Here is a 19,033-nt window from a genome sequence, read left to right as displayed (position 1 = left end):
GTATCGCGTAGTCATCTTACCGTGCTGCACGGCGCATCAGAGAGCAGCGCAGCAGAGAAGGGACCTGCCATGTCGATCCTCGTCACCGGTGCCCGCGGCGCCGTCGCCCGCGGCCTCGCCTCCCTCCTGAGCGCGAGCGGCATCCCGCACCGCCTCGGATCCCGAGAGCCGGAGGTCCCCGGCACCGTCCGCTGCGACCTCTCCGATCCTGCGACCTTCCCCGACGCCCTGGCCGGAGCCCGCTCCGTCTTCCTCTACGCCGAGGCCGCCGGCATCGGCGCCTTCGTCAAGGAGGCGGCAACCGCCGGAGTCGAGCACGTCGTGCTCCTGTCCTCCTCCTCGGTGCTCGCCCCCGACGCCGCCGACAGCCCGCTGGCCGCCGCCCACCTCACCGTGGAGGAAGCCCTGCTGGCCTCCCCGCTGCACACCACCGTGCTGCGCCCCGGCGCCTTCGCGAGCAATGCCCTCGGCTGGGCCTGGTCGCTGAAGGCCGGGCGGCCGGTCCACCTGCCGTACCCGCAGGCCCACACCGACCCGGTCCACGAGGCCGACCTCGCGGAGGCCGCCTTCGCCGTCCTCACCGAACCCGCCCTGGCCGGCCGCAGCTACACCCTCACCGGACCGGAGTCCCTCAGCTTCGCCGCCCAACTGTCCATATTGGCGCGCGTCCTGGGCCGCCCCGTCCCCTTCGAGGCCGTCACCCCCATGCAGTGGAGGGCCGAGGTCGACGGCCGCATACCCGGCCCCTACGCGGACGCGCTGCTGGAGTACTGGGCCGCAACCGACGGGATCCCCACCGAGCCCACCGACGCCGTCGAGCAGCTCACCGGCCACGCCGCGCGCACCTTCGCCACCTGGGCCGAGGACCACGCAGCCGCCTTCCACACCGACCAGGCCTGACTGCATCGAGCAGGCTTGAGCGCACCGAGCAGGCCTGAGCGCACCGAGCAGGACCGCCCCGGCTGCCGCAGCCCGGACCCGCTCAGAGCCAGCCGCGCTGGGCCGCCTTGAGGCCGGCTTCGAAGCGGCTGGCGGCGTGGAGGCGTTCCATGAGGCCCGCCATCTGGCGGCGGACGGTGCGCAGGGAGACACCGAGGCGCTTGGCCGCGACCTCGTCGGTCAGGCCGGAGGCCAGCAGCTTCAGCAGTTCGCGCTCGCCCGGGGTGATGCCGTCCTGGGTGGGCTGCTCGCGGTCCGCGCCCAGCGGTACCGCGGTCTCCCAGGTCTGCTCGAAGAGGGTGATCAGCGAGGCGACGATGCCCGGCGCCGTCGTGCACAGGGCGCCGAGGCGGGAGTTGGCGGGGTCGATGGGGACCACGGCGGTCGTGCGGTCGAAGACCAGCAGCCGGGGCGGCAGGACGGGGCTCGTGCGGACCTGGCCGCCGCGTTCGGTGGTCCACTGCGCGTAGGCGAGGGTGGCGGCGTCGTTGCGGACGCTGTCCTGGTAGACCGCCCGCAACTGCACGCCCCGCTCGATGGCCTGCTCGTCCAGCGGCCGCGAGGCGTCCAGGCTCGCCTGCGACTGGGCGCCGCCCGGGATGATCGACAGGCATTCCTCGCGCAGGTCGCGGGTGAGCAGTTCCAGGCGCGACTGTATGGCGTCCATGCCGACCAGCCGCTCCGTCCCGTCGGTCTGCGTATTGGGCCGCAGGCCCGCGAACTCGGCGATGGCCCGGGCCGCCGCCGCCTTCCCCGCGGCGAGCTCCTGCTGCCGGCGCGCCAGGTCCTCCTCCTGCCGGCGAAGGATCAGCTCCAGGCCCACCTCGGGGCTGACGGCGCGCAGCCCGCCGGTCATCTCCCGGGAGGAGGTGAGCAGGTCCAGGTCGACGAGCCGGTCCAGGGCGCTGCGCACCTGGCTCTCGGTCAGGCCCAGGCGGGCGCCCAGTGCGTCTACGCCGCCGGAGGGGTCCTCCAGCATCCCGCGGTAGACGGACTCCACGTCCCCGCCCAGACCCAGTGCTTCCAGCATGTATCAGCCCCCCGCTGATCGGTGCCGACGGTGGTCAACCGTCTCAAGATCATCTTAGGTGGTTGCGGTCCGGAGGCAGCCGGACGGTCACCAAGGTGCCACGGCAGCTCGGTGCCACCCCGAAACCCTTCCGGCCGGGTGGACGGCCCAGCAACATAGTGATCACCGGGACGGCGGGGCACTCGAGCCCCACCCCAGGCCAGGGCCGAAAGGCCGCCCCGGTGCAGCGCGCCCTCAACGACCGCGAACCGCACATGCACTGACCGCACCCAGGGGGATTCCATGTCTCGCACCACCCGCCTCATCGCTGCCGCCGGCCTGACCGCTCTGTTCTCCCTCGGCGCCGCCTCCACCGCCCTCGCCGCCCCCACCTCTCCCGCCCCCTCCGGCGGCCAGGTCGTCGGCAAGGTCATCGGCTGGGACACCGCCCCCGCCGACAAGCGCGTCATCGGCTGGGACTGACCCCGGGTGCGAGTGATCCAGGCTGCGCTGACGCGCACCCCTGCGGGGCCGGCCCCCGAGGCCGCCGCCCAGGTCGTCCACGACCTCCTCTGGGCCCACGCGACGCACGCCGACGGCCTCGAGCACATCAAGCCCCGCCCGGCCGCCCACGGCCTCGACCTCTTCCTCTTCGTCCGCGCCCACTGCGACGGTTCGGCCCTCGCGCAGATGCGCACCCTGCTGGACCGGGCGGACACGCCGCTCGCCCGGCACGGGTTCACCGTCGCCACGCCCTGAGCGCTGCGGACACCCCCGCGGCCGTGCCGACCCCGGCCGCCCCACCAACTTCCGGCGCCCGACCGCGCCGACCACTGACTCGCGCTGCTGCCCCTGCGTCGCCCTGCGATGCGGCGGTGCAGCACGCCGCCACACGTCCAGGAGCACTTCGCCATGCCCAGCACCGCCTTCGCCTCCCGCCGCCTCAAGACCGGCCTGGCCGCCCTCGTCGCCGCCGCCGCGATCTCCGGCGGGGCGGTGGCCCCCGCCCAGGCCGCCTCCGAGTTCGACCAGATGGCCTCGCTCGCCCGCAGCCAGAACGGCAACGGCCCCTGCGCCAACGGCGGCTACGACGACAACCTCAACCAGAACAACAGCTGCGACGGCCACGGCGGCCAGTCGCACGCCTGGTGCGCCGACTTCGTGGGCTGGGTGTGGTCCCACTACAACGTCCAGGGCATGAGCACCCTCACCGACGGTGCGGCCAGCTTCTACGAGTACGGCGTGAAGTACGGCACCAAGTCCGGCACCCCGCACGTCGGAGACGCCGTCGTCTTCGGCTACAGCAACGGCTACGCCCAGCACGTGGCCATGGTCACCGCGGTGAACGGCGACGAGGTCACGATCACCGGCGGCAACCAGGGCCACCGCACCAACCCCGAGGGCATCGTCAGCACCAGCACCACCACCTCGTCCCGCGTGGGCCAGGCGCCCTGGGGCCAGACCATCAGCGCGTACATCTCGCCGAAGCTCCAAGCGGCCACCCCGCCCAAGGTCTCCCTGAGCGGGCTGTCGAACACCATGTCGGGTGTGGCGGACCTTTCCGCCTCGGCCTCCGCCGGCACCTACCCCGTCGCCTCGGTCCAGTACTACGTGGACGGCAAGCCCGTCGGCCCCAAGCTGACGAAGGCCCCGTACGGCTACGCCTTCGACACCAGCAGCGTCCCGGACGGCAAGCACATCGTCTCCGTGGAGGCCACCGACACCAACGGCAACACCGGCACCTCCCGCGGCCAGATCATCACCTCCAACGGCGAGGCCACCTCCACCTTCCAGGCGGACTTCAACGGCGACGGCAAGGCCGACATCGGGGTCCTGTACGACTACGGCCAGGAGGCGGACGGCACCAACCACACCGGCCTGTGGACGTACACCAGCACCGGCAGCGGGTTCGGCGAGCCGGTGAAGGTGTGGGACAACATCGCCTCCGGTTCCGGCTCGTGGAACTGGGACCGCTCGAAGGTGACGACGGGGGACTTCAACGGGGACGGGAAGTCCGACATCGGGGTCCTGTACAACAACGGCCAGGACGCGGACGGCACCAGCCACACCACCCTGTGGACCTTCACGAGCAACGGCAAGGGCTTCAACAACCCGGTCAAGGCCTGGGAGAGCACCGGCTCCTGGAACTGGAACCGCTCCAAGGTCACCTCGGGCGACTTCAACGGCGACGGCAAGACGGACGTCGGCGTGCTCTACAACAACGGCCAGCAGGCCGACGGCAAGAACATCACCGCCTTGTGGACCTTCACCAGCACCGGCTCCGGCTTCAACGCCCCCCAGAAGAAGTGGGACAACGACGACCGGACCACCGGCTCCTGGAACTGGGACCGCTCCAAAGTCGTGGCCGGCGACTTCAACGGCGACCACAAGGCCGACGTCGGCGTCCTGTACGACAACGGTCAGCAGGAGGACGGCAAGAACATCACCGCCCTGTGGACCTTCACCAGCACCGGCAGCACCTTCGGCGCCCCGGTGAAGCAGTGGGACAACGACGACCGCACCACCGGCTCCTGGAACTGGGACCGCTCCAAGGTCACGGTCGGCGACTACAACGGCGACGGCAAGGCGGACGTCGGCGTCCTGTACAACAACGGCCAGACGGAGGACTCCCGCAACGTCTCCGCCCTGTGGACCCTCACGAGCACCGGTTCCGGCTTCAACGGGCCCGCCAAGAAGTGGGACTCCGGCAGCGACAGCTGGAACTCCACCACCAGCAAGCTCACCTCCGGTGACTTCGACGGCGACGGCAAGACCGACGTGGGCGTGCTCTACGGCTACGGCAAGCAGGACGACGGCACCAACCGCACCGGCCTGTGGAAGTTCACCTCCAACGGCACCGGCTTCAACAGCCCGAACCTCACCTGGGACAGCGCCGGCCGCATCAGCTGGAACTGGGACGCCAGCAAGCTCGCCTGACGGCAGCAGCAGCGGGTCCCGTGACCGGGGCGGCGGAGAGCAGCACCTCCCCGCCGCCCCGGGCTCGGGCCCGCACCCACCCGCACCCCTTCCCCACCGCCTCAGGAGCACGCACCGCCATGTCCCGCCGCCGTCCCACCACCGCCCGCCGCGCCCGCACCCGCGCCGCCGCCGTCTCCTTCGTCTCCCTGGCCGGTACGACCGCCGCCCTGCTCGCCGGCGGCCCGGCCGTCGCCGCCTCCGTCAGCACCTGGGACAAGGTCGCCCAGTGCGAGGCCACCGGCAACTGGGCCATCAACACCGGCAACGGCTACTACGGCGGGCTGCAGTTCTCGCAGTCCACCTGGCAGGCGTACGGCGGCACCGCCTACGCCGCCCGGGCGGACCTCGCCACGAAGCAGCAGCAGATCCTGATCGGCGAGAAGGTCCTCAAGGGCCAGGGCCAGGGGGCCTGGCCGGTCTGCGGGCCGCAGGCCGGCCTCGGCGCGGACCACGCCGACCCGTACCCCTCGCCGGTGCCGCCGGTCTCCCAGGTCACGGGCCCGGGCGCCGGCAGCGTACTCACGGGCGCGGTGACGCTGACGGCCTCGGTGACCGACGCGGTCGGCACGCCGACCGGTGCCACCTTCTACGTCGACGGCGCCGCGGTCGGCACCGCGGACGGGGCCGGACCGTCGTACGCGCTGACTTTCGACACGACCGCCCTGTCCGACGGCCCGCACAGCCTCACCGTCAAGGCTGCGAACGATGCGGGCCAGACAGGCCCGGCCTCCTCGGCAGTCTCGTTCTTCACCGCCAACCGGGCGACCGCCACCCAGGCCTCGGGCGACTTCAACGGCGACGGCAAGGCCGACATCGGGGTCCTGTACGACTATGGCCAGGAGGACGGCGGTGTCAACCACACGGCGCTGTGGACCTTCACCAGCACCGGCAGCGGGTTCGGCGAGCCGGTGAAGGTGTGGGACAACATCGCCTCCGGTTCCGGCTCGTGGAACTGGGACCGCTCGAAGGTGACGACGGGGGACTTCAACGGGGACGGGAAGTCCGACATCGGGGTCCTGTACAACAACGGCCAGGACGCGGACGGCACCAACCACACCACCCTGTGGACCTTCACGAGCAACGGCAAGGGCTTCAACAACCCGGTGAAGGCGTGGGAGAGCGCCGGCTCCTGGAACTGGAACCGCTCCAAGGTCACCTCGGGCGACTTCAACGGCGACGGCAAGACGGACGTCGGCGTGCTCTACAACAACGGCCAGCAGGCCGACGGCAAGAACATCACCGCCTTGTGGACCTTCACCAGCACCGGCAGCACCTTCGGCGCCCCGGTGAAGCAGTGGGACAACGACGACCGGACCACCGGTTCCTGGAACTGGGACCGCTCCAAGATCGTCGCGGGGGACTTCACGGGTGACGGCAAGGCCGACGTCGGTGTGCTGTACAACAACGGCCGGCAGGCGGACGGCAAGAACATCACCGCGCTGTGGACCCTCAGCAGCACCGGCAGCGGCTTCAGCGGGCCGGTGAAGAAGTGGGACAACGACGACCGCACCACGGGAAGCTGGGACTGGAACCGCTCCAAGCCCGTCGCGGGCGACTTCGACGGCGACGGCAAGGCGGACGTCGGCGTCCTGTACGACAACGGCCAGGCCGAGGACTCCCGCAACGTCTCCGCCCTGTGGACGCTGACCAGCACTGGCTCCGGCTTCGCCGGCCCGGTCAAGAAGTGGGACTCCGGCAGCGACAGCTGGAACGCCGACGCCTCCAAGGTCACCGCCGGGGACTTCAACGGCGACGGCAAGGCCGATGTCGGTGTCCTGTACAACTATGGCAGGCAGGCCGACGGCAGCAGCCGCACCGGCCTGTGGACCTTCACCGGCACCGGCTCCGGCTTCGGTGCCCCGGCGAAGAAGTGGGAGAGCACCGGATCCTGGAACTGGTTCCGCAGCGACCTCGCCTGAGGCAGGGACTCGGGAGACCGGCGGAAAACACAGAGGGCCCCGGGCCGCTTGCGCGGACCGGGGCCCTCTTTCAGGGTGAGTGACGGGACTCGAACCCGCGGCCACCTGGACCACAACCAGGTGCTCTACCAGCTGAGCTACACCCACCATGTCCGGTCGGAAACCGACCGGCCGAAGAAAAGGGTACAGGGTCCGGGAGGGTGCTCGCGCCCCCCTTTTCCCCGACCCCTCTCCGGAAGGGCCCGGCGGGTGCTATTCGGCGGGCAGGACGTGCTTCGCGGCGATCGCCTTCGCGGTGTCCGAGTCCGGCCCGGGCTGCGGGACGAAGACCGCCTCGCGGTAGTAGCGCAGCTCGGCGATGGACTCCTTGATGTCCGCGAGCGCCCGGTGGTTGCCGTTCTTCGGAGGGCTGTTGAAGTACGCCCGCGGGTACCAGCGGCGCGCCAGCTCCTTGACGGAGGAGACGTCCACGATCCGGTAGTGCAGGTGGCTCTCCAGTGCGGGCATGTCGCGCAGCAGGAAGCCGCGGTCGGTGCCGACCGAGTTCCCGCACAGCGGGGCCTTGCGGGGCTCCTTGACGTGCTCACGCACGTACGCCAGGACCTGTGCCTCGGCGTCCGCGAGGGTGGTCCCTCCGGCCAGCTCGTCGAGCAGGCCGGAGGCGGTGTGCATCGCGCGCACCACTTCGGGCATGGTCTCCAGGGCCGCGTCCGGCGGGCGGATCACGATGTCCACGCCCTCGCCGAGCACGTTCAGCTCCGAGTCGGTGACCAGCGCGGCCACCTCGATAAGTGCGTCGTCCGTCAGCGAGAGACCGGTCATCTCGCAGTCGATCCACACCATGCGATCGTTCATGCGTCCACCTTATGCGGTCCCTGCGCCGATCCGGCCGGGCCCGTTCACGACGAAGGCCCCCCGCACCGGTGACGACCGGTGCGGAGGACCCTCCCTTTCGGACAGTGCCCTTCGGGCTCAGGCGTGCTCGCGCAGCACCCGGCTCGGGGCGTACAGCTCCGTCACCGTCGGGCCGGAGGCAGCCAGGGCCGCCGCCGCCCGCTGGGGCTGCGGAGTGCGCTGGTGCGGCACCGGACCCGCCGTGATCTCCGCCACCTGCGCCGCGTCGCCCTGCGGGCGCCGGGCCCGGTAGGCGGAGCGGTAGGCGGCCGGGGAGGACCCCAGCTGCCGGCGGAAGTGGCCGCGCAGCGCGACCGGCGAGCGGAAGCCGCAGCGCCCGGCGACCTCGTCGACGGAGTAGTCGGAGGTCTCCAGCAGCCGCTGCGCCTGGAGCACCCGCTGGGTGATCAGCCACTGCAGCGGCGCGCTGCCGGTCAGCGAGCGGAAGCGCCGGTCGAAGGTACGCCGGCTCATGTACGCGCGGGCGGCGAGCGTCTCCACGTCGAACTGCTCGTGGAGGTGCTCCAGGGCCCAGGCGACGACCTCGGCCAGCGGGTCCGCGCCGATCTCCTCCGGCAGCGACCGGTCGAGGTAGCGCTCCTGGCCGCCCGTGCGCCGCGGCGGGACGACGAGCCGGCGGGCCAGTGCCCCGGCGGCCTCGCTGCCGTGGTCGGTGCGCACGATGTGCAGGCACAGGTCGATTCCGGCCGCGGTGCCCGCGGAGGTCAGCACGTCGCCGTCGTCGACGAACAGCTCGCGCGGGTCGACGTGGACGGACGGGTACCGCTTGGCCAGCGTCGGCGCGTACATCCAGTGCGTCGTCGCGGGCCGGCCGTCCAGCAGACCGGCGGCGGCGAGCACGAAGGCCCCCGTGCACAGTCCGACGATCCGGGCCCCCTCCTCATGCGCCAGACGCAGCGCGTCGAGCGCCTCCGGAGGCGGCGGCGATGTGATCGAGCGCCACGCGGGCACGACGACCGTGCCCGCGCGGGCGATCGCCTCCAGCCCGTACGGCGCCGTGAGCTCGAGCCCGCCGGTGGTCCGCAGCGGACCGTCCTCCCCGGCGCAGACGAGCAGTCGATAGCGTGGAACTCCCGCGTCCTGCCGGTCGATGCCGAACACGGAAAGTGGAATGGAGCTCTCGAAGATCGGTCCGCCGCTGAACAGCAGCACCGCAACGATCTCCCTGCGGCGACGCCCCGCGAGCTTCCTGCCGGCGTCCATGACGACGGCGGTGGAATCCTGGCTCATGGCTAAGCCCCCCTTGGGTGTCGCGACTCCTTGGTCTGGTCGCACCTGCACGTTTCCCCTCGGCCTTGCACGTGGATCCCCCGCCGTAAAACATGATCGAATCTACTGCGTCCCGTGCTGTCGCCGTGACAAGTTCAGCACGCAGCGCTATGTCGACTTGGCAACTTGGCGAAAAGCATTCGATCAGGAAGCGTTCCACTCCGCTACCGGAGTGGGAAGCTCGAGCTCCGGCCGTGGCCAGTACCCATAGGGTCTCCGAGCCCCCCTCGCACCGTCGTCGCTGGTGGTGGGGGCAGGGGCGGACCGTTCCGGCAAGACCGGCACCCTTCCGGGAAGTTGGCTGAAATCATGCGGGTGTGGGTGTGCGAATCAGTCAGTCCCCGGGGGAGAGTCCGCCGGAGCTCGGGCAGCCCCGCCGCCCGCCGCTGTGGGCCCCGCCCGGGGTGCGCGAGTGCCGGGGGCTCCGGCCCGGCGGCGGCAGCCGGTCCCGGCCGGGGGCGGCCACGGCGCTGCGCGCGGCCCGTTCGGAGCGGCGCAGCATCGCCCGGCACACCGCCGTGACGGCGACCAGGCCCAGCGTGGCGACGGCGGCCCCGCCGAAGGAGGTCCCGTACACGACGAGCACCACCGGGACGAGCAGGCAGCTGAAGGCGGCCCAGCGCACCACGTCACCCGCGGGGTCGTCATGGGACCGCCTGGCGGACTGCACGGACGGGTGAACGGAAAGGTGGGCGGAGGCGGGGGCGAAACGGGGCCCCGAGTCGGCGTACGGGTCGTCGTACGGGGCGGACGGCGTCGGCTGAGCGGGCTGGACGGGGTGAACCGGATGGCCGGGCACGGCGTGCTCCCTGCGGGCTCTTCCTGGACGGTCGGACGCCTGTCCAACGGTGCGCGGCGGGCCCCGGTCACGTCGCGGACGGGTGGCGCAACAGGTGCTTCGTCACTGGCTGTAGGGGACAGCGGCCATTGCCAACGCGCCCTCGCTCCGGCATGCTCCCTGGGACGCTCTCCAAGTGCGGCAAGCCCTGGGCAGGACAGGAGTGTCGCCGTACCCTGGTGGGTAAGGGCTTGGGAAGATGCTTCCCGGACAGAGCTCCGTCACCCTGAGTCGTCGTTTTCGCCCAATGCCGCACCGTCGCCTTGTCCCTTCCCCCGAGGACCTCTTCGCTGAGACATCCATGGCCGGTCACGAATTCCCCGAACCCGCGGACCGCAAGCGCAAGCCCGTCGCCGACCCCGTGTCGAGTGACCTGCGCGCGGCGGAACAGACACGTCATCCCTGCGACCCTGCCTTCCGGCACGGGGTCGTGGTGGGGTTCGACGGCTCCGTCTCCAGCGAGCGCGCCCTGGCGTACGCGATCGGCATGGCCCGCCGCTCCGGATCCGGCCTGATCATCGTGCACGTGGCCAACCGGCTGCCGACGACGGTGTGGGCCGGCTGCGAGCCGCCTGTCTTCGTGGACGTGCCCGACCACCGCACCGAGGTGCTGGGGCTGGAACTGGCCTGTGCGGACTACCTGTCCGAGGTGCCGTGGATCCTGGTCGAGAGGGGCGGGGACATCTGCCACGAGCTGGAGGAGGTCGGCCGGGAGTACTCGGCGGACGCCATCGTGGTCGGCTCCACGCACGGGATCGTCGGCCGGATCTTCGGGTCGGTGGCCGGGCGGCTGGCCAAGCGCGCACAGCGACCGGTCGTTGTCATTCCGTAACCAGCTGTACGTCGATTGTGCGGTTGTGAACCCCATGTAAAGGGTAGATAAGTGCTGCTGGGACGCAGCAAACAACTGCAGATCGAAGGGAGCCCGCCGTGGACAATGGTGTCTCTGCGGGAAGCACGGCCTCGACCTCGACCCTCGGGAACATAGCCCTGGGTCTCACCCTTCTCGCATTCGGTATCGGCCACACCGGCATCATCAGCGGAGTGTCCGCGGCCGACTCCGTGTCGCTCGCGACCTACGTCGGCGGCCTCGGCCTCTTCCTCCTCGGGCTCCTCGAGTACCGCGGCGGCAACGGCTTCAACGGCACGGCGTTCGCGGGCCTCGGCGCCTTCTGGTTCACCTGGGCCACCGGGGCCGACGGAAAGGTTTCGGCGCACGCCGCCGCCCTGTTCCTGATCCTCTTCGCCCTCCTCGCGCTGACCCTCACGATGGCGGCGCCGAGCGGACTCTTCGGCCAGGGCACCTACGCCCTGCTCACCCTCTCCCTCCTGCTGCTGGCGATCGGCACCCTGGCCGACACCAGCGCCCTGGGCAAGATCGCCGGCTGGGTCGCTGCGGTCTCCGGCCTGCTGGCCTGGTACGGCGCCACGGCGGCGCTGGCCCACTGGCCGACCGCCCTGGGCAAGGCCTCGGGCCGCGGAGCGGTCGCCGCGGGCTGAGTACGGGCCGCCGCGGGCCGAACGGAAGCGGAACGCGCAGCGGAAGCGCAACGGAAGCGGAAAACGGAAGCGGAAAACGGAAACGGAAGCAGAAACGGAAGCAGAAACGCAGAACGGCCCCCGGTGATCCGGGGGCCGTTCCCATGCGGTGACTACTCGACCGTGACGGACTTCGCCAGGTTGCGCGGCTTGTCGATGTCCCGGCCCAGGGCCAGGGCCGTGTGGTACGCCAGCAGCTGGAGCGGGATGCCCATCAGGATCGGGTCCAGCTCGTCCTCGTTCTTCGGAACGATGATCGTGTGGTCGGCCTTCTCCTGCTCGCGGTGGGCGACCGCAAGGATCCGGCCGCTGCGGGCCTTGATCTCCTCCAGCGCGGCGCGGTTCTTCTCCAGCAGGTCGTCGTCCGGGACGATTGCGATCGTCGGCATCGCCGGCTCGATCAGCGCGAGCGGACCGTGCTTGAGCTCGGAGGCCGGGTAGGCCTCGGCGTGGATGTAGGAGATCTCCTTGAGCTTCAGGGAGGCCTCCAGGGCCACCGGGTAGCCGCGCACACGGCCGATGAACATCATCGACTTGGCGTCGGCGTACTCGGCCGCCAGCTGCTTGATGTCCTCCTCGCCCTTGAGGATCTCCTCGATCTGGGCGGGCAGGCGGCGCAGGCCCTCGATGATCCGCTTGCCGTCGGTCACCGACAGGTCGCGGATGCGGCCGAGGTGCACGGCGAGCAGCGCGAAGGCCACGACCGTGTTGGTGAAGCACTTGGTGGAGACGACGCAGACCTCCGGGCCGGCGTGCACGTACACGCCGCCGTCGGCCTCGCGGGCGATGGCGGAGCCCACCACGTTGACCACGCCGAGGACGCGGGCGCCCTTGCGCTTGAGCTCCTGCACGGCGGCCAGCACGTCGTAGGTCTCACCGGACTGGGAGACCGCGATGTACAGGGTGTCGGGGTCCACGACCGGGTTGCGGTAGCGGAACTCGGAGGCCGGCTCGGCGTCCGCGGGGATGCGGGCCATGCCCTCGATGAGGGAGGCGCCGATCAGGCCGGCGTGGTACGAGGTGCCGCAGCCCAGGATCTTCACCCGGCGGATGGCGCGGGCCTCGCGCGGGTCCAGGTTCAGGCCGCCCAGGTGCACGGTGGAGAAGCGGTCGTCGATGCGGCCGCGCAGCACGCGGTCGACCGCGTCGGGCTGCTCGGAGATCTCCTTGTGCATGTAGGTGTCGTGGCCGCCCATGTCGTACGAGGCGGCCTCCCACTCCACGGTCTCCGGGGTGGCGGTGGTGGTGGCGCCGCTGGTGGTGTAGGTGCGGAAGTCGTCGGCCTTCAGGGTGGCCATCTCGCCGTCGTCGAGGGTGACGACCTGGCGGGTGTGGGCGACCAGCGCGGCGACGTCGGAGGCGACGAACATCTCCTTCTCGCCGATGCCGAGGACGACCGGGGAGCCGTTGCGGGCGACGACGATGCGGTCGGCGAAGTCGGCGTGCATGACGGCGATGCCGTAGGTGCCCTCGATCGCCTTGACGGCCTCGCGGACCTTCTCCTCCAGGGTCTCGGCCTGGGAGCGGGCGATCAGGTGGACGATGACCTCGGTGTCGGTCTCCGAGACGAAGACCACACCGTCGGCCTCCAGCTTGGCGCGGAGCTCGGCGGCGTTGTCGACGATGCCGTTGTGGACGACGGCGACCTTGTTCTCGGCGTCGAGGTGCGGGTGGGAGTTGATGTCGCTCGGCGCGCCGTGCGTGGCCCAGCGGGTGTGGGCGATACCGGTGGTGCCGGCGAAGCGCTTGGGCACGCGCGTCTCGAGGTCACGGACGCGGCCCTTGGCCTTGACGACCTTCAGCGCCGTGGACTTCGGGCTGTTGACGACGATGCCCGCGGAGTCGTATCCGCGGTACTCCAGTCGCTGCAGGCCTTCCAGCAGCAGCGGAGCCACGTCGCGCTTGCCGATGTATCCCACGATTCCGCACATAAAGTCTTGCCCCTCCTGAGGTTCGGGTTCTCTTGCCGCCGCTCGTGCCGCATGTCGCGGCGTGGCGCCTTGCCGGTGGTGCCGGTGCCGGTGCCTGTGCCGGTGCCTGTCCGGGCCGTGCGGGCCCGGTCGGTCGACCGGGCGGCCGCTCAGCCGTAGACGATGCGGCGCAGCTGCCGCAAGGACAGCTCCGGTGGTGCCACGGCGCGGTGCGGCAGTTCGGCCGCGATGCGCTCGAAGATCTCCGCGTTGACCGCGCCGCCGGACTGCAGTTCGCGGTGGCGCCGGCGGACGAACTCCTCGGTCGTCTCGTTGAAGTACGCGAGCACGTCGAGCACCACCCGGGCGGCCTCCCCGCGCTGCAGCGCGGTGCTGCGCACCAGGTGGTCGACGAGGTCGTCATACGACGGGCGACGGTCGAGCACCCGTAGATACTGACCGGCGAAGAGCCGGAACGCAAAGATCCTGCCCGAAAGCGGGCAGGATCCTTCTGGTCCAGACCAGCGGAATGCGTAAATCCGGTAAGTAAATGGCTAGAAACGCCGCAAAACGGACTGTTTGGCCGCGGTGAACTCCTCGGCCGTCAGGATGCCCGCCTGGTGCAGGTCCCCGAGCTCGCGCAGCCGCCGCAGCAGCGCGTCGTGGTCCTCGGCCGTCGCCTTCCCCTCCGGCCCGGCCGCGAGCTCCGCCGCCGGCGCCGGGACGACGGGCTCCGGGGCGGGCTCGGCCGGGGCCGACGGGTGCGGCATCCGTACCGCCACGGCCGCCGCGACCAGCGCCATCAGCGGGTCCTTCTTGAACCCGAAGAGCTCCACCGTGTACGGGTCGTACTTCGGGGCGGGAGCCGGCGGGGCACCCGCCAGGGTGAACCGGATCCAGCCGTTGTCCAGGCCCTTCGATGGGGACCACTCCACCGCCTGCAGCTCGCCGAGGCGGAAGGTGCGCGGCCCGCCGGAGCTCTTGGCCTCCTCCGTCGTCCAGTTCCAGTCCAGGCCCACCCGGTCCCCGTCGAAGGCCACCGTCCCGTCGCCCGCACCCACCGTGATCGGCACCGACGGCCCCGGCAGCAGGTACGAATCCACCGGCCCGGGGTCCACCTGGTCCAGCAGCAGGGCCTGGCGCACCTCGTCCACGAAGTACTCCGCCACCCCGGTCCGGTCCGACTCCACCGTCAGCCGGTACGGGTCGGAGGAGTCCGGCAGGCGTCCCCCGGTCACCTGGAGCAGCGGGCACGCCCCGTCACGCAGCCGCAGGCGCAACCGGCCCGCCTTGCGGCCCGGTTCGTAGGAGATCCCGGCGAGGGCGCGCAGCGGGACCACCACCTCGCCGAGGGTCTGGCGCAGCAGGCCGACTCCTTTGTCGCGGCCGGGCACGATCCGTACCGCTTCCCCGTCGAAGGTCCACGTACCGTCCTTCTGGATGATTTCCGCCATCCAGCGATTCTCGCACCGCCCCTGGAAGGGGAGTTGGCCTATACCTGGGCCATGAGAGTCCTGCGACGCACGCTCGGCACCCTCCTCGTCCTCGGCCTCCTCGGCGGCTGCCTCTCCTGCGCCGCCGCCCGCGGGGACGACGCCGGCCCCGGCGACCGGCGCGCCGAAGCCCCGGCCCCCTACGAGCAGCTCCTGCCGGCGCCGGCCTCCGTGCGCGCCTCGGGCCCCGGCTACCCGCTCGAGCCCGGCACCGTCATCCGCACCGGCCCGGTCGGCGACGAGGAGGTCCGGCGCGTCGGCGAGCTCCTCGCCGAGCAGCTGCGCGGCCCGACCGGGCTGCCGCTGCCGGTGGTGGGCGGCGCGGGAGGCGACGGGATCGTGCTGCACATCGACGCCCGGGCCGAGGGCGTCGGCGAGGAGGGCTACCGGCTGGAGTCCGCACCGCGCGGCGTCACCCTGACCGCCCGCACCCCGGCGGGCCTCTTCCACGCCGGGCAGACGCTGCGCCAGCTGCTGCCGCCGGCCGGCGCGGGCACCGTCCCCGGCGGGCAGATCACCGACGCGCCCCGGTTCGCGTACCGGGGCGCGATGCTGGACGTCGCCCGGCACTTCTTCACGCCGGAGCAGGTCAAGAGGTACGTGGACCAGCTCGCCCAGTACAAGGTGAACACCCTGCACCTGCACCTGAGCGACGACCAGGGCTGGCGCATCGCCGTCGACTCCTGGCCGCGGCTGGCCGAGTACGGCGGCGGCAGCGAGGTCGGCGGCGGCCCCGGCGGCCACTGGAGCAAGGGCGAGTACCGCGACCTGGTGGCGTACGCGGCCGCCCGCTACGTGGACGTGGTCCCGGAGATCGACATGCCCGGGCACGTCAACGCCGCCCTGGCCTCCTACGCGGAGCTGAACTGCGACGGCAAGGCGCCCGAGCGCTACACCGGGATCAAGGTCGGCTTCAGCTCGCTGTGCGTCGGCAAGGAGCGGACGTACGAGTTCATCGACGACGTCCTCGGGGAACTGGCCGAGCTCACCCCGGGCCGCTACCTGCACATCGGCGGCGACGAGGCCCACTCCACCCCCGCGGCGGACTACGCGGCGTTCATGGACCGGGCGCAGGCGGTCGTCGGAAAGTACGGCAAGACGGTGGTCGCCTGGCACCAGCTGGCCGCGGCCCGCCCGGCGCCGGGGGCGGTGCTCCAGTACTGGGGCCACGACAAGACGCCGGCCGCCGAGAAGGCGGCGGTAGCGGCGGCGGCGAAGGCGGGCCACCCCCTGATCCTCTCCCCGGCGGACCGCCTCTACCTGGACATGAAGTACGACACGGCGACGAAGCCGGGCCTGGCCTGGGCGGGCTACGTCCCGGTCCGCCGCGCCTACGACTGGGACCCGGGGACCTACCTCCCGGACGTCCCGTCGACGGCGGTCCTGGGCGTCGAAGCCCCCCTCTGGACGGAGACCATCGCCACCCGCCCCGACCTGGAGTACATGGCCTTCCCCAGGATCCTGGGCCTGGCCGAACTCGGCTGGAGCACGGCCCCGCACGACTGGGCCGCGTACGCCCCGCGCCTGGCCGCCCAGGCCCCCCGCCTGGAGGCCCAGGGCATCGGCTACTACCGCGCCCCGGACGTCCCCTGGACGTAGCCGGCTTCCCGGCACATGGGCGGCCCTACGATGGCCCGTAGTACGCAGAGACCGGCGTGGGCGCGGAGGTGTCACCATGGGCGCAGCGGAATCCAGGCATCCCGTCCAACCGCCGACGCGGCCGAGGCTCTCGGTCGAGGAGCTGCTGGCCGCGAAGAACACGCAGCCGATTGCATCGCCCGACGACCTGAAGGCGGACACGTTCGAGTCCGAGGAGGAACTCGACGAGTTCCTCGCCTTCATCCACGCCGAGCGCCGACGCGACGTCGCCTGAGCCGCCGCGATGCAGCCCATCGTCCTCGACACCGACGTTGCTTCCCTCACCCACAAGGGAGGCTGACCGGCCCGCCGGCCACGTGCGTCACCTACGGAGAGCTCACCCAGTGGACGGAGATCCGCGACTGGGGCAGCCTCCGCCGGCAGGAGCTCGCCGACTGGCTTTCCGGCATCCCCGTCCTGCCCGGTGACGAAGCCGTCCTGCTGGGCGAGGAGTAGTCCCGTTCTGGCCGGGTGTTCTTAGTCGCGCCCGTGGTCCGCGACGCCGTGGAGGAACGCGGCCCAGGCGGACGCGGAGCAGGCGAAGCCGGCCCGCGCGGTGTTTTTGCTGTCCCGCACGGCCCGCCCGCCGTCGGCGGTCTCCGCCACCTCGACGCAGTTGCTGTTGGCCCCGCTGTGGCTGCTCTTGCGCCAGCGGAGCGACGCGCTCGATGACGTGGGTGTCTGCGTGCTCACGGTTGGACGTCCTTCTTGGCGGCGATGAGAGACAGGGACTGATCGAACGGCAAGGCCGACGCAGTCACCCTTTCGAAGGCCTCGGCGTACCGGGACACTTCCTGCGGTTCCTCGATGTAGAGACTCCGGTCGAGCTGCTCCACATGCACCACGTCGAGCCCGGGCTGACCGAACCCGAGGACGGTGAAGCCTCCGGCAGCTCCAGGATGCAACTCAGCATCGGTGGGGAGCACTTGAATTGTCACGTGCGGGTACTCCGCGACGTCCAGGAGCCTCTGGAGCTGGTCCCGCATGACACCAAGGCCGGGGGCGCGCGTCGTGAGCGCGGCTTCGTGGATGATCGCCCGGAGCTTCAGGGGTCGAGGGCGCGTGAGTACGGACTGCCGAGCCATCCGTACCTCGACCAGAGGCGCCACCTCTGCTGGTGTCGCGGTCATGCTCAGCGCGGTGATGACGGCCCGCGCGTAGCCGGCGGTCTGCAAGAGCCCGGGGATCAGCATGGGTTCGAACGTGTTGAACGTCGAAGCGTCGTGTTCCAGGCTGATCAGGTCGGCGTACAGGGGACTGAGGTTGTAGCTCTGCCACCAACCGCGTTTGCTGCCGTCCTTGGCCAGAGTGAGCAGGAACGACCGGACGTCCGGGTCGTCGAGATCGTAGGTCGACATCAGCTGCTCAACATCGGCGGGTTTGGCGCCCCGTGTGGCGCTCTCGATGCGGGACACCTTGGAGGCGCTCAACCCTGAACGCGCCTCGACTTCCTCAAGGGTGAGCTTGGCGCCCTCGCGCAGTCGGCGCAGCTCGGAGCCAAGTCGCCGACGCCGCACGGTTGGTGCTGTCACGGCTGCCCCTCTCCCATGCTGGGACCAGTCTCCTCTGTTCACACCAGCAGGGCTACATGCTCGCACGACGTCACCCACACGATTGATCCGCGACTGGCAATTTTGCCAATGAGGGCGATCTGCTTGCCACTTGCCAAGCCGGACGCCAAGGTGGATGGCAAGACGTACGCGAGCCATCGCTGTGCGTGATCTCGGCATGCAAGGGCCCCCGCGACTGCGCGAACAGCCCGGGGGCGTGGTCAACGCTTACGAGGAGCGTCAACGTGCTGCATTTTATGGGGCTGGTGCCACCGCTACGGCAGTGGTGGCGTCGGCAGGTGCTCGTGCTCGCCACGTACGGGGTGGACTTGGGACCCCGGGTCATTCACGGACGGGCGGTGGCCCGGTGAGTGAGCCGGAAGAAGAAGTGGTGCGGCGGTGGCGGCGGGAGGCGCGGTGTGTGCCGGCGGCGCGGGCCGCACTGCGGAAGGCGCTGGCCGACTGGGGGCTCACCGAGCTGGAGGGGGACGCACTGCTCGTCGCCTCCGAGCTCGTCACCAACGCCGTCCGGCATGCCGTCGCGCCCCGCGACCGGGAGATCGAGACCCGGTTTGTGCGGCTCGCGAACGGGGTGCGGGTCGAGGTGCACGATGCGTGCCATGAGCGGCCCGTCGTGCGGGTGCCCGACGAGGAGGGCGATGGCGGCCGCGGCCTGTACCTGGTGGCGGCGCTCGCCGACCGGTGGGCGGTCGGGGAGCGGGTCGGGCCCGGAAAACGCGTGTGGGCCGAGCTGGGTGTGAAGGGGGCTGCGCCGTGAGGGTGGTGAGCCCCTCGGACTGGCTGCTCACCGTGGACCGGAGCGGCAGCGGGGCGATCCACGAAGTGGAGTGCACCTCCTGCCACCACGGCTCCGGCCCGGCCGATGACGGTGAGGGGCCCGCCGTGTGGGCCCTGAGACATGCACGGGAGACACGGCACACCGGGTACCGGCGGATCGTCACCGACTTCCAGCGCGCGCTGCAAGCGGAGGCCTGACGGCGTGGGGGTGGGCCGGGTGCGCGAGGGACCGTATCG

The 19,033-nt window shown here is 71.2% G+C and carries 20 protein-coding genes and 1 tRNA gene; 11 read left to right on the top strand and 10 right to left on the bottom strand.

The annotated features are described in order from the left end of the window. Window positions 1-69 precede the first annotated feature (69 nt). A complete protein-coding gene (locus ABZ924_RS12350; RefSeq protein WP_361907357.1) occupies window positions 70-900 on the top strand; it encodes an NAD(P)H-binding protein in 831 nt (276 codons plus the stop codon). 82 nt (window positions 901-982) lie between these two features. Here the strand turns inward: ABZ924_RS12350 and ABZ924_RS12345 are convergent, their stop codons facing one another. Continuing rightward, window positions 983-1,969, bottom strand: a complete 987-nt coding sequence (locus ABZ924_RS12345; protein ID WP_361907356.1) for a helix-turn-helix transcriptional regulator — start codon at window positions 1,967-1,969, stop codon at window positions 983-985. A 282-nt stretch (window positions 1,970-2,251) separates the two neighbouring features. Here ABZ924_RS12345 and ABZ924_RS12340 point away from each other — a divergent pair, with 282 nt between their 5' ends. From ABZ924_RS12340 to ABZ924_RS12325, 4 genes are all read left to right on the top strand, one after another. Then, complete coding sequence (locus ABZ924_RS12340; RefSeq protein WP_361907354.1) at window positions 2,252-2,431, top strand: hypothetical protein; 180 nt, start codon at window positions 2,252-2,254, stop codon at window positions 2,429-2,431. A 6-nt stretch (window positions 2,432-2,437) separates the two neighbouring features. Then, on the top strand, window positions 2,438-2,707 hold the full coding sequence (locus ABZ924_RS12335) for a hypothetical protein (protein ID WP_361907352.1): 270 nt from the start codon (window positions 2,438-2,440) through the stop codon (window positions 2,705-2,707). 153 nt (window positions 2,708-2,860) lie between these two features. After that, window positions 2,861-4,885, top strand: a complete 2,025-nt coding sequence (locus tag ABZ924_RS12330) for an FG-GAP-like repeat-containing protein (protein ID WP_361907350.1) — start codon at window positions 2,861-2,863, stop codon at window positions 4,883-4,885. 119 nt (window positions 4,886-5,004) lie between these two features. Continuing rightward, window positions 5,005-6,846: a transglycosylase family protein gene (locus tag ABZ924_RS12325; RefSeq protein WP_361907348.1), complete on the top strand. Its 1,842-nt coding sequence runs from the start codon at window positions 5,005-5,007 to the stop codon at window positions 6,844-6,846. Window positions 6,847-6,920: 74 nt separating this feature from the next. Here ABZ924_RS12325 and ABZ924_RS12320 read toward each other — a convergent pair. From ABZ924_RS12320 to ABZ924_RS12305, 4 genes are all read right to left on the bottom strand, one after another. Continuing rightward, a tRNA-His gene (locus ABZ924_RS12320) sits at window positions 6,921-6,993 on the bottom strand. 105 nt (window positions 6,994-7,098) lie between these two features. Continuing rightward, window positions 7,099-7,701, bottom strand: coding sequence for an oligoribonuclease (gene orn / locus ABZ924_RS12315; RefSeq protein WP_361907346.1), 603 nt, complete (start codon window positions 7,699-7,701; stop codon window positions 7,099-7,101). 117 nt (window positions 7,702-7,818) lie between these two features. Further along, complete coding sequence (locus ABZ924_RS12310; protein WP_361907344.1) at window positions 7,819-8,991, bottom strand: helix-turn-helix domain-containing protein; 1,173 nt, start codon at window positions 8,989-8,991, stop codon at window positions 7,819-7,821. 373 nt (window positions 8,992-9,364) lie between these two features. Continuing rightward, window positions 9,365-9,700 (bottom strand): hypothetical protein, encoded by a 336-nt coding sequence (locus tag ABZ924_RS12305; protein ID WP_361907490.1) that lies wholly within the window; start codon window positions 9,698-9,700, stop codon window positions 9,365-9,367. A gap of 469 nt (window positions 9,701-10,169) precedes the next feature. Here ABZ924_RS12305 and ABZ924_RS12300 point away from each other — a divergent pair, with 469 nt between their 5' ends. Both ABZ924_RS12300 and ABZ924_RS12295 read left to right on the top strand, forming a co-directional pair. Next, window positions 10,170-10,700 carry a universal stress protein gene (locus ABZ924_RS12300; RefSeq protein ID WP_361907342.1) on the top strand — a complete coding sequence of 177 codons (531 nt, stop codon included), beginning with the start codon at window positions 10,170-10,172 and terminating at the stop codon, window positions 10,698-10,700. 98 nt (window positions 10,701-10,798) lie between these two features. Continuing rightward, window positions 10,799-11,368 carry a GPR1/FUN34/YaaH family transporter gene (locus tag ABZ924_RS12295; RefSeq protein ID WP_361907341.1) on the top strand — a complete coding sequence of 190 codons (570 nt, stop codon included), beginning with the start codon at window positions 10,799-10,801 and terminating at the stop codon, window positions 11,366-11,368. A 152-nt stretch (window positions 11,369-11,520) separates the two neighbouring features. On the opposite strand, the gene glmS is transcribed toward ABZ924_RS12295, so the two are convergent. The 3 genes from glmS to ABZ924_RS12280 all read right to left on the bottom strand — a co-directional run bounded on the left by glmS (window position 11,521) and on the right by ABZ924_RS12280 (window position 14,771). Further along, a complete protein-coding gene (glmS, locus tag ABZ924_RS12290; RefSeq protein WP_361907339.1) occupies window positions 11,521-13,338 on the bottom strand; it encodes a glutamine--fructose-6-phosphate transaminase (isomerizing) in 1,818 nt (605 codons plus the stop codon). Window positions 13,339-13,487: 149 nt separating this feature from the next. Further along, window positions 13,488-13,763, bottom strand: a complete 276-nt coding sequence (locus ABZ924_RS12285; protein ID WP_361907338.1) for a hypothetical protein — start codon at window positions 13,761-13,763, stop codon at window positions 13,488-13,490. A gap of 108 nt (window positions 13,764-13,871) precedes the next feature. Then, a complete protein-coding gene (locus tag ABZ924_RS12280; protein ID WP_361907336.1) occupies window positions 13,872-14,771 on the bottom strand; it encodes a DUF4429 domain-containing protein in 900 nt (299 codons plus the stop codon). A 51-nt stretch (window positions 14,772-14,822) separates the two neighbouring features. Here ABZ924_RS12280 and ABZ924_RS12275 point away from each other — a divergent pair, with 51 nt between their 5' ends. Both ABZ924_RS12275 and ABZ924_RS12270 read left to right on the top strand, forming a co-directional pair. After that, window positions 14,823-16,409 carry a beta-N-acetylhexosaminidase gene (locus tag ABZ924_RS12275; RefSeq protein ID WP_361907334.1) on the top strand — a complete coding sequence of 529 codons (1,587 nt, stop codon included), beginning with the start codon at window positions 14,823-14,825 and terminating at the stop codon, window positions 16,407-16,409. Between the two features lie 76 nt (window positions 16,410-16,485). After that, window positions 16,486-16,683, top strand: coding sequence for a hypothetical protein (locus ABZ924_RS12270; RefSeq protein ID WP_361907333.1), 198 nt, complete (start codon window positions 16,486-16,488; stop codon window positions 16,681-16,683). Window positions 16,684-16,925: 242 nt separating this feature from the next. Here ABZ924_RS12270 and ABZ924_RS12265 read toward each other — a convergent pair whose 3' ends face one another. Together ABZ924_RS12265 and ABZ924_RS12260 are read right to left on the bottom strand one after the other, a co-directional pair. Further along, window positions 16,926-17,141 (bottom strand): DUF397 domain-containing protein, encoded by a 216-nt coding sequence (locus tag ABZ924_RS12265; RefSeq protein WP_361907331.1) that lies wholly within the window; start codon window positions 17,139-17,141, stop codon window positions 16,926-16,928. Further along, on the bottom strand, window positions 17,138-17,980 hold the full coding sequence (locus ABZ924_RS12260; RefSeq protein WP_361907329.1) for a helix-turn-helix transcriptional regulator: 843 nt from the start codon (window positions 17,978-17,980) through the stop codon (window positions 17,138-17,140). Before ABZ924_RS12260 ends, ABZ924_RS12265 begins: the two co-directional genes overlap by 4 nt. 385 nt (window positions 17,981-18,365) lie before the next feature. Between ABZ924_RS12260 and ABZ924_RS12255 the strand changes: the two genes are divergently transcribed. Continuing rightward, window positions 18,366-18,776 (top strand): ATP-binding protein, encoded by a 411-nt coding sequence (locus ABZ924_RS12255; RefSeq protein ID WP_361907327.1) that lies wholly within the window; start codon window positions 18,366-18,368, stop codon window positions 18,774-18,776. Beyond that, window positions 18,773-18,994 carry a hypothetical protein gene (locus ABZ924_RS12250; RefSeq protein WP_361907325.1) on the top strand — a complete coding sequence of 74 codons (222 nt, stop codon included), beginning with the start codon at window positions 18,773-18,775 and terminating at the stop codon, window positions 18,992-18,994. Before ABZ924_RS12255 ends, ABZ924_RS12250 begins: the two co-directional genes overlap by 4 nt. The last annotated feature ends 39 nt before the right edge of the window (window positions 18,995-19,033 follow it).

This window comes from Streptomyces sp. NPDC046876 (assembly GCF_040645035.1).
Lineage (GTDB): Bacteria > Actinomycetota > Actinomycetes > Streptomycetales > Streptomycetaceae > Streptomyces.
The sequence above is the reverse complement of the archived record's forward strand: the minus strand, read 5'-3'. Positions and strand labels throughout refer to the sequence as shown.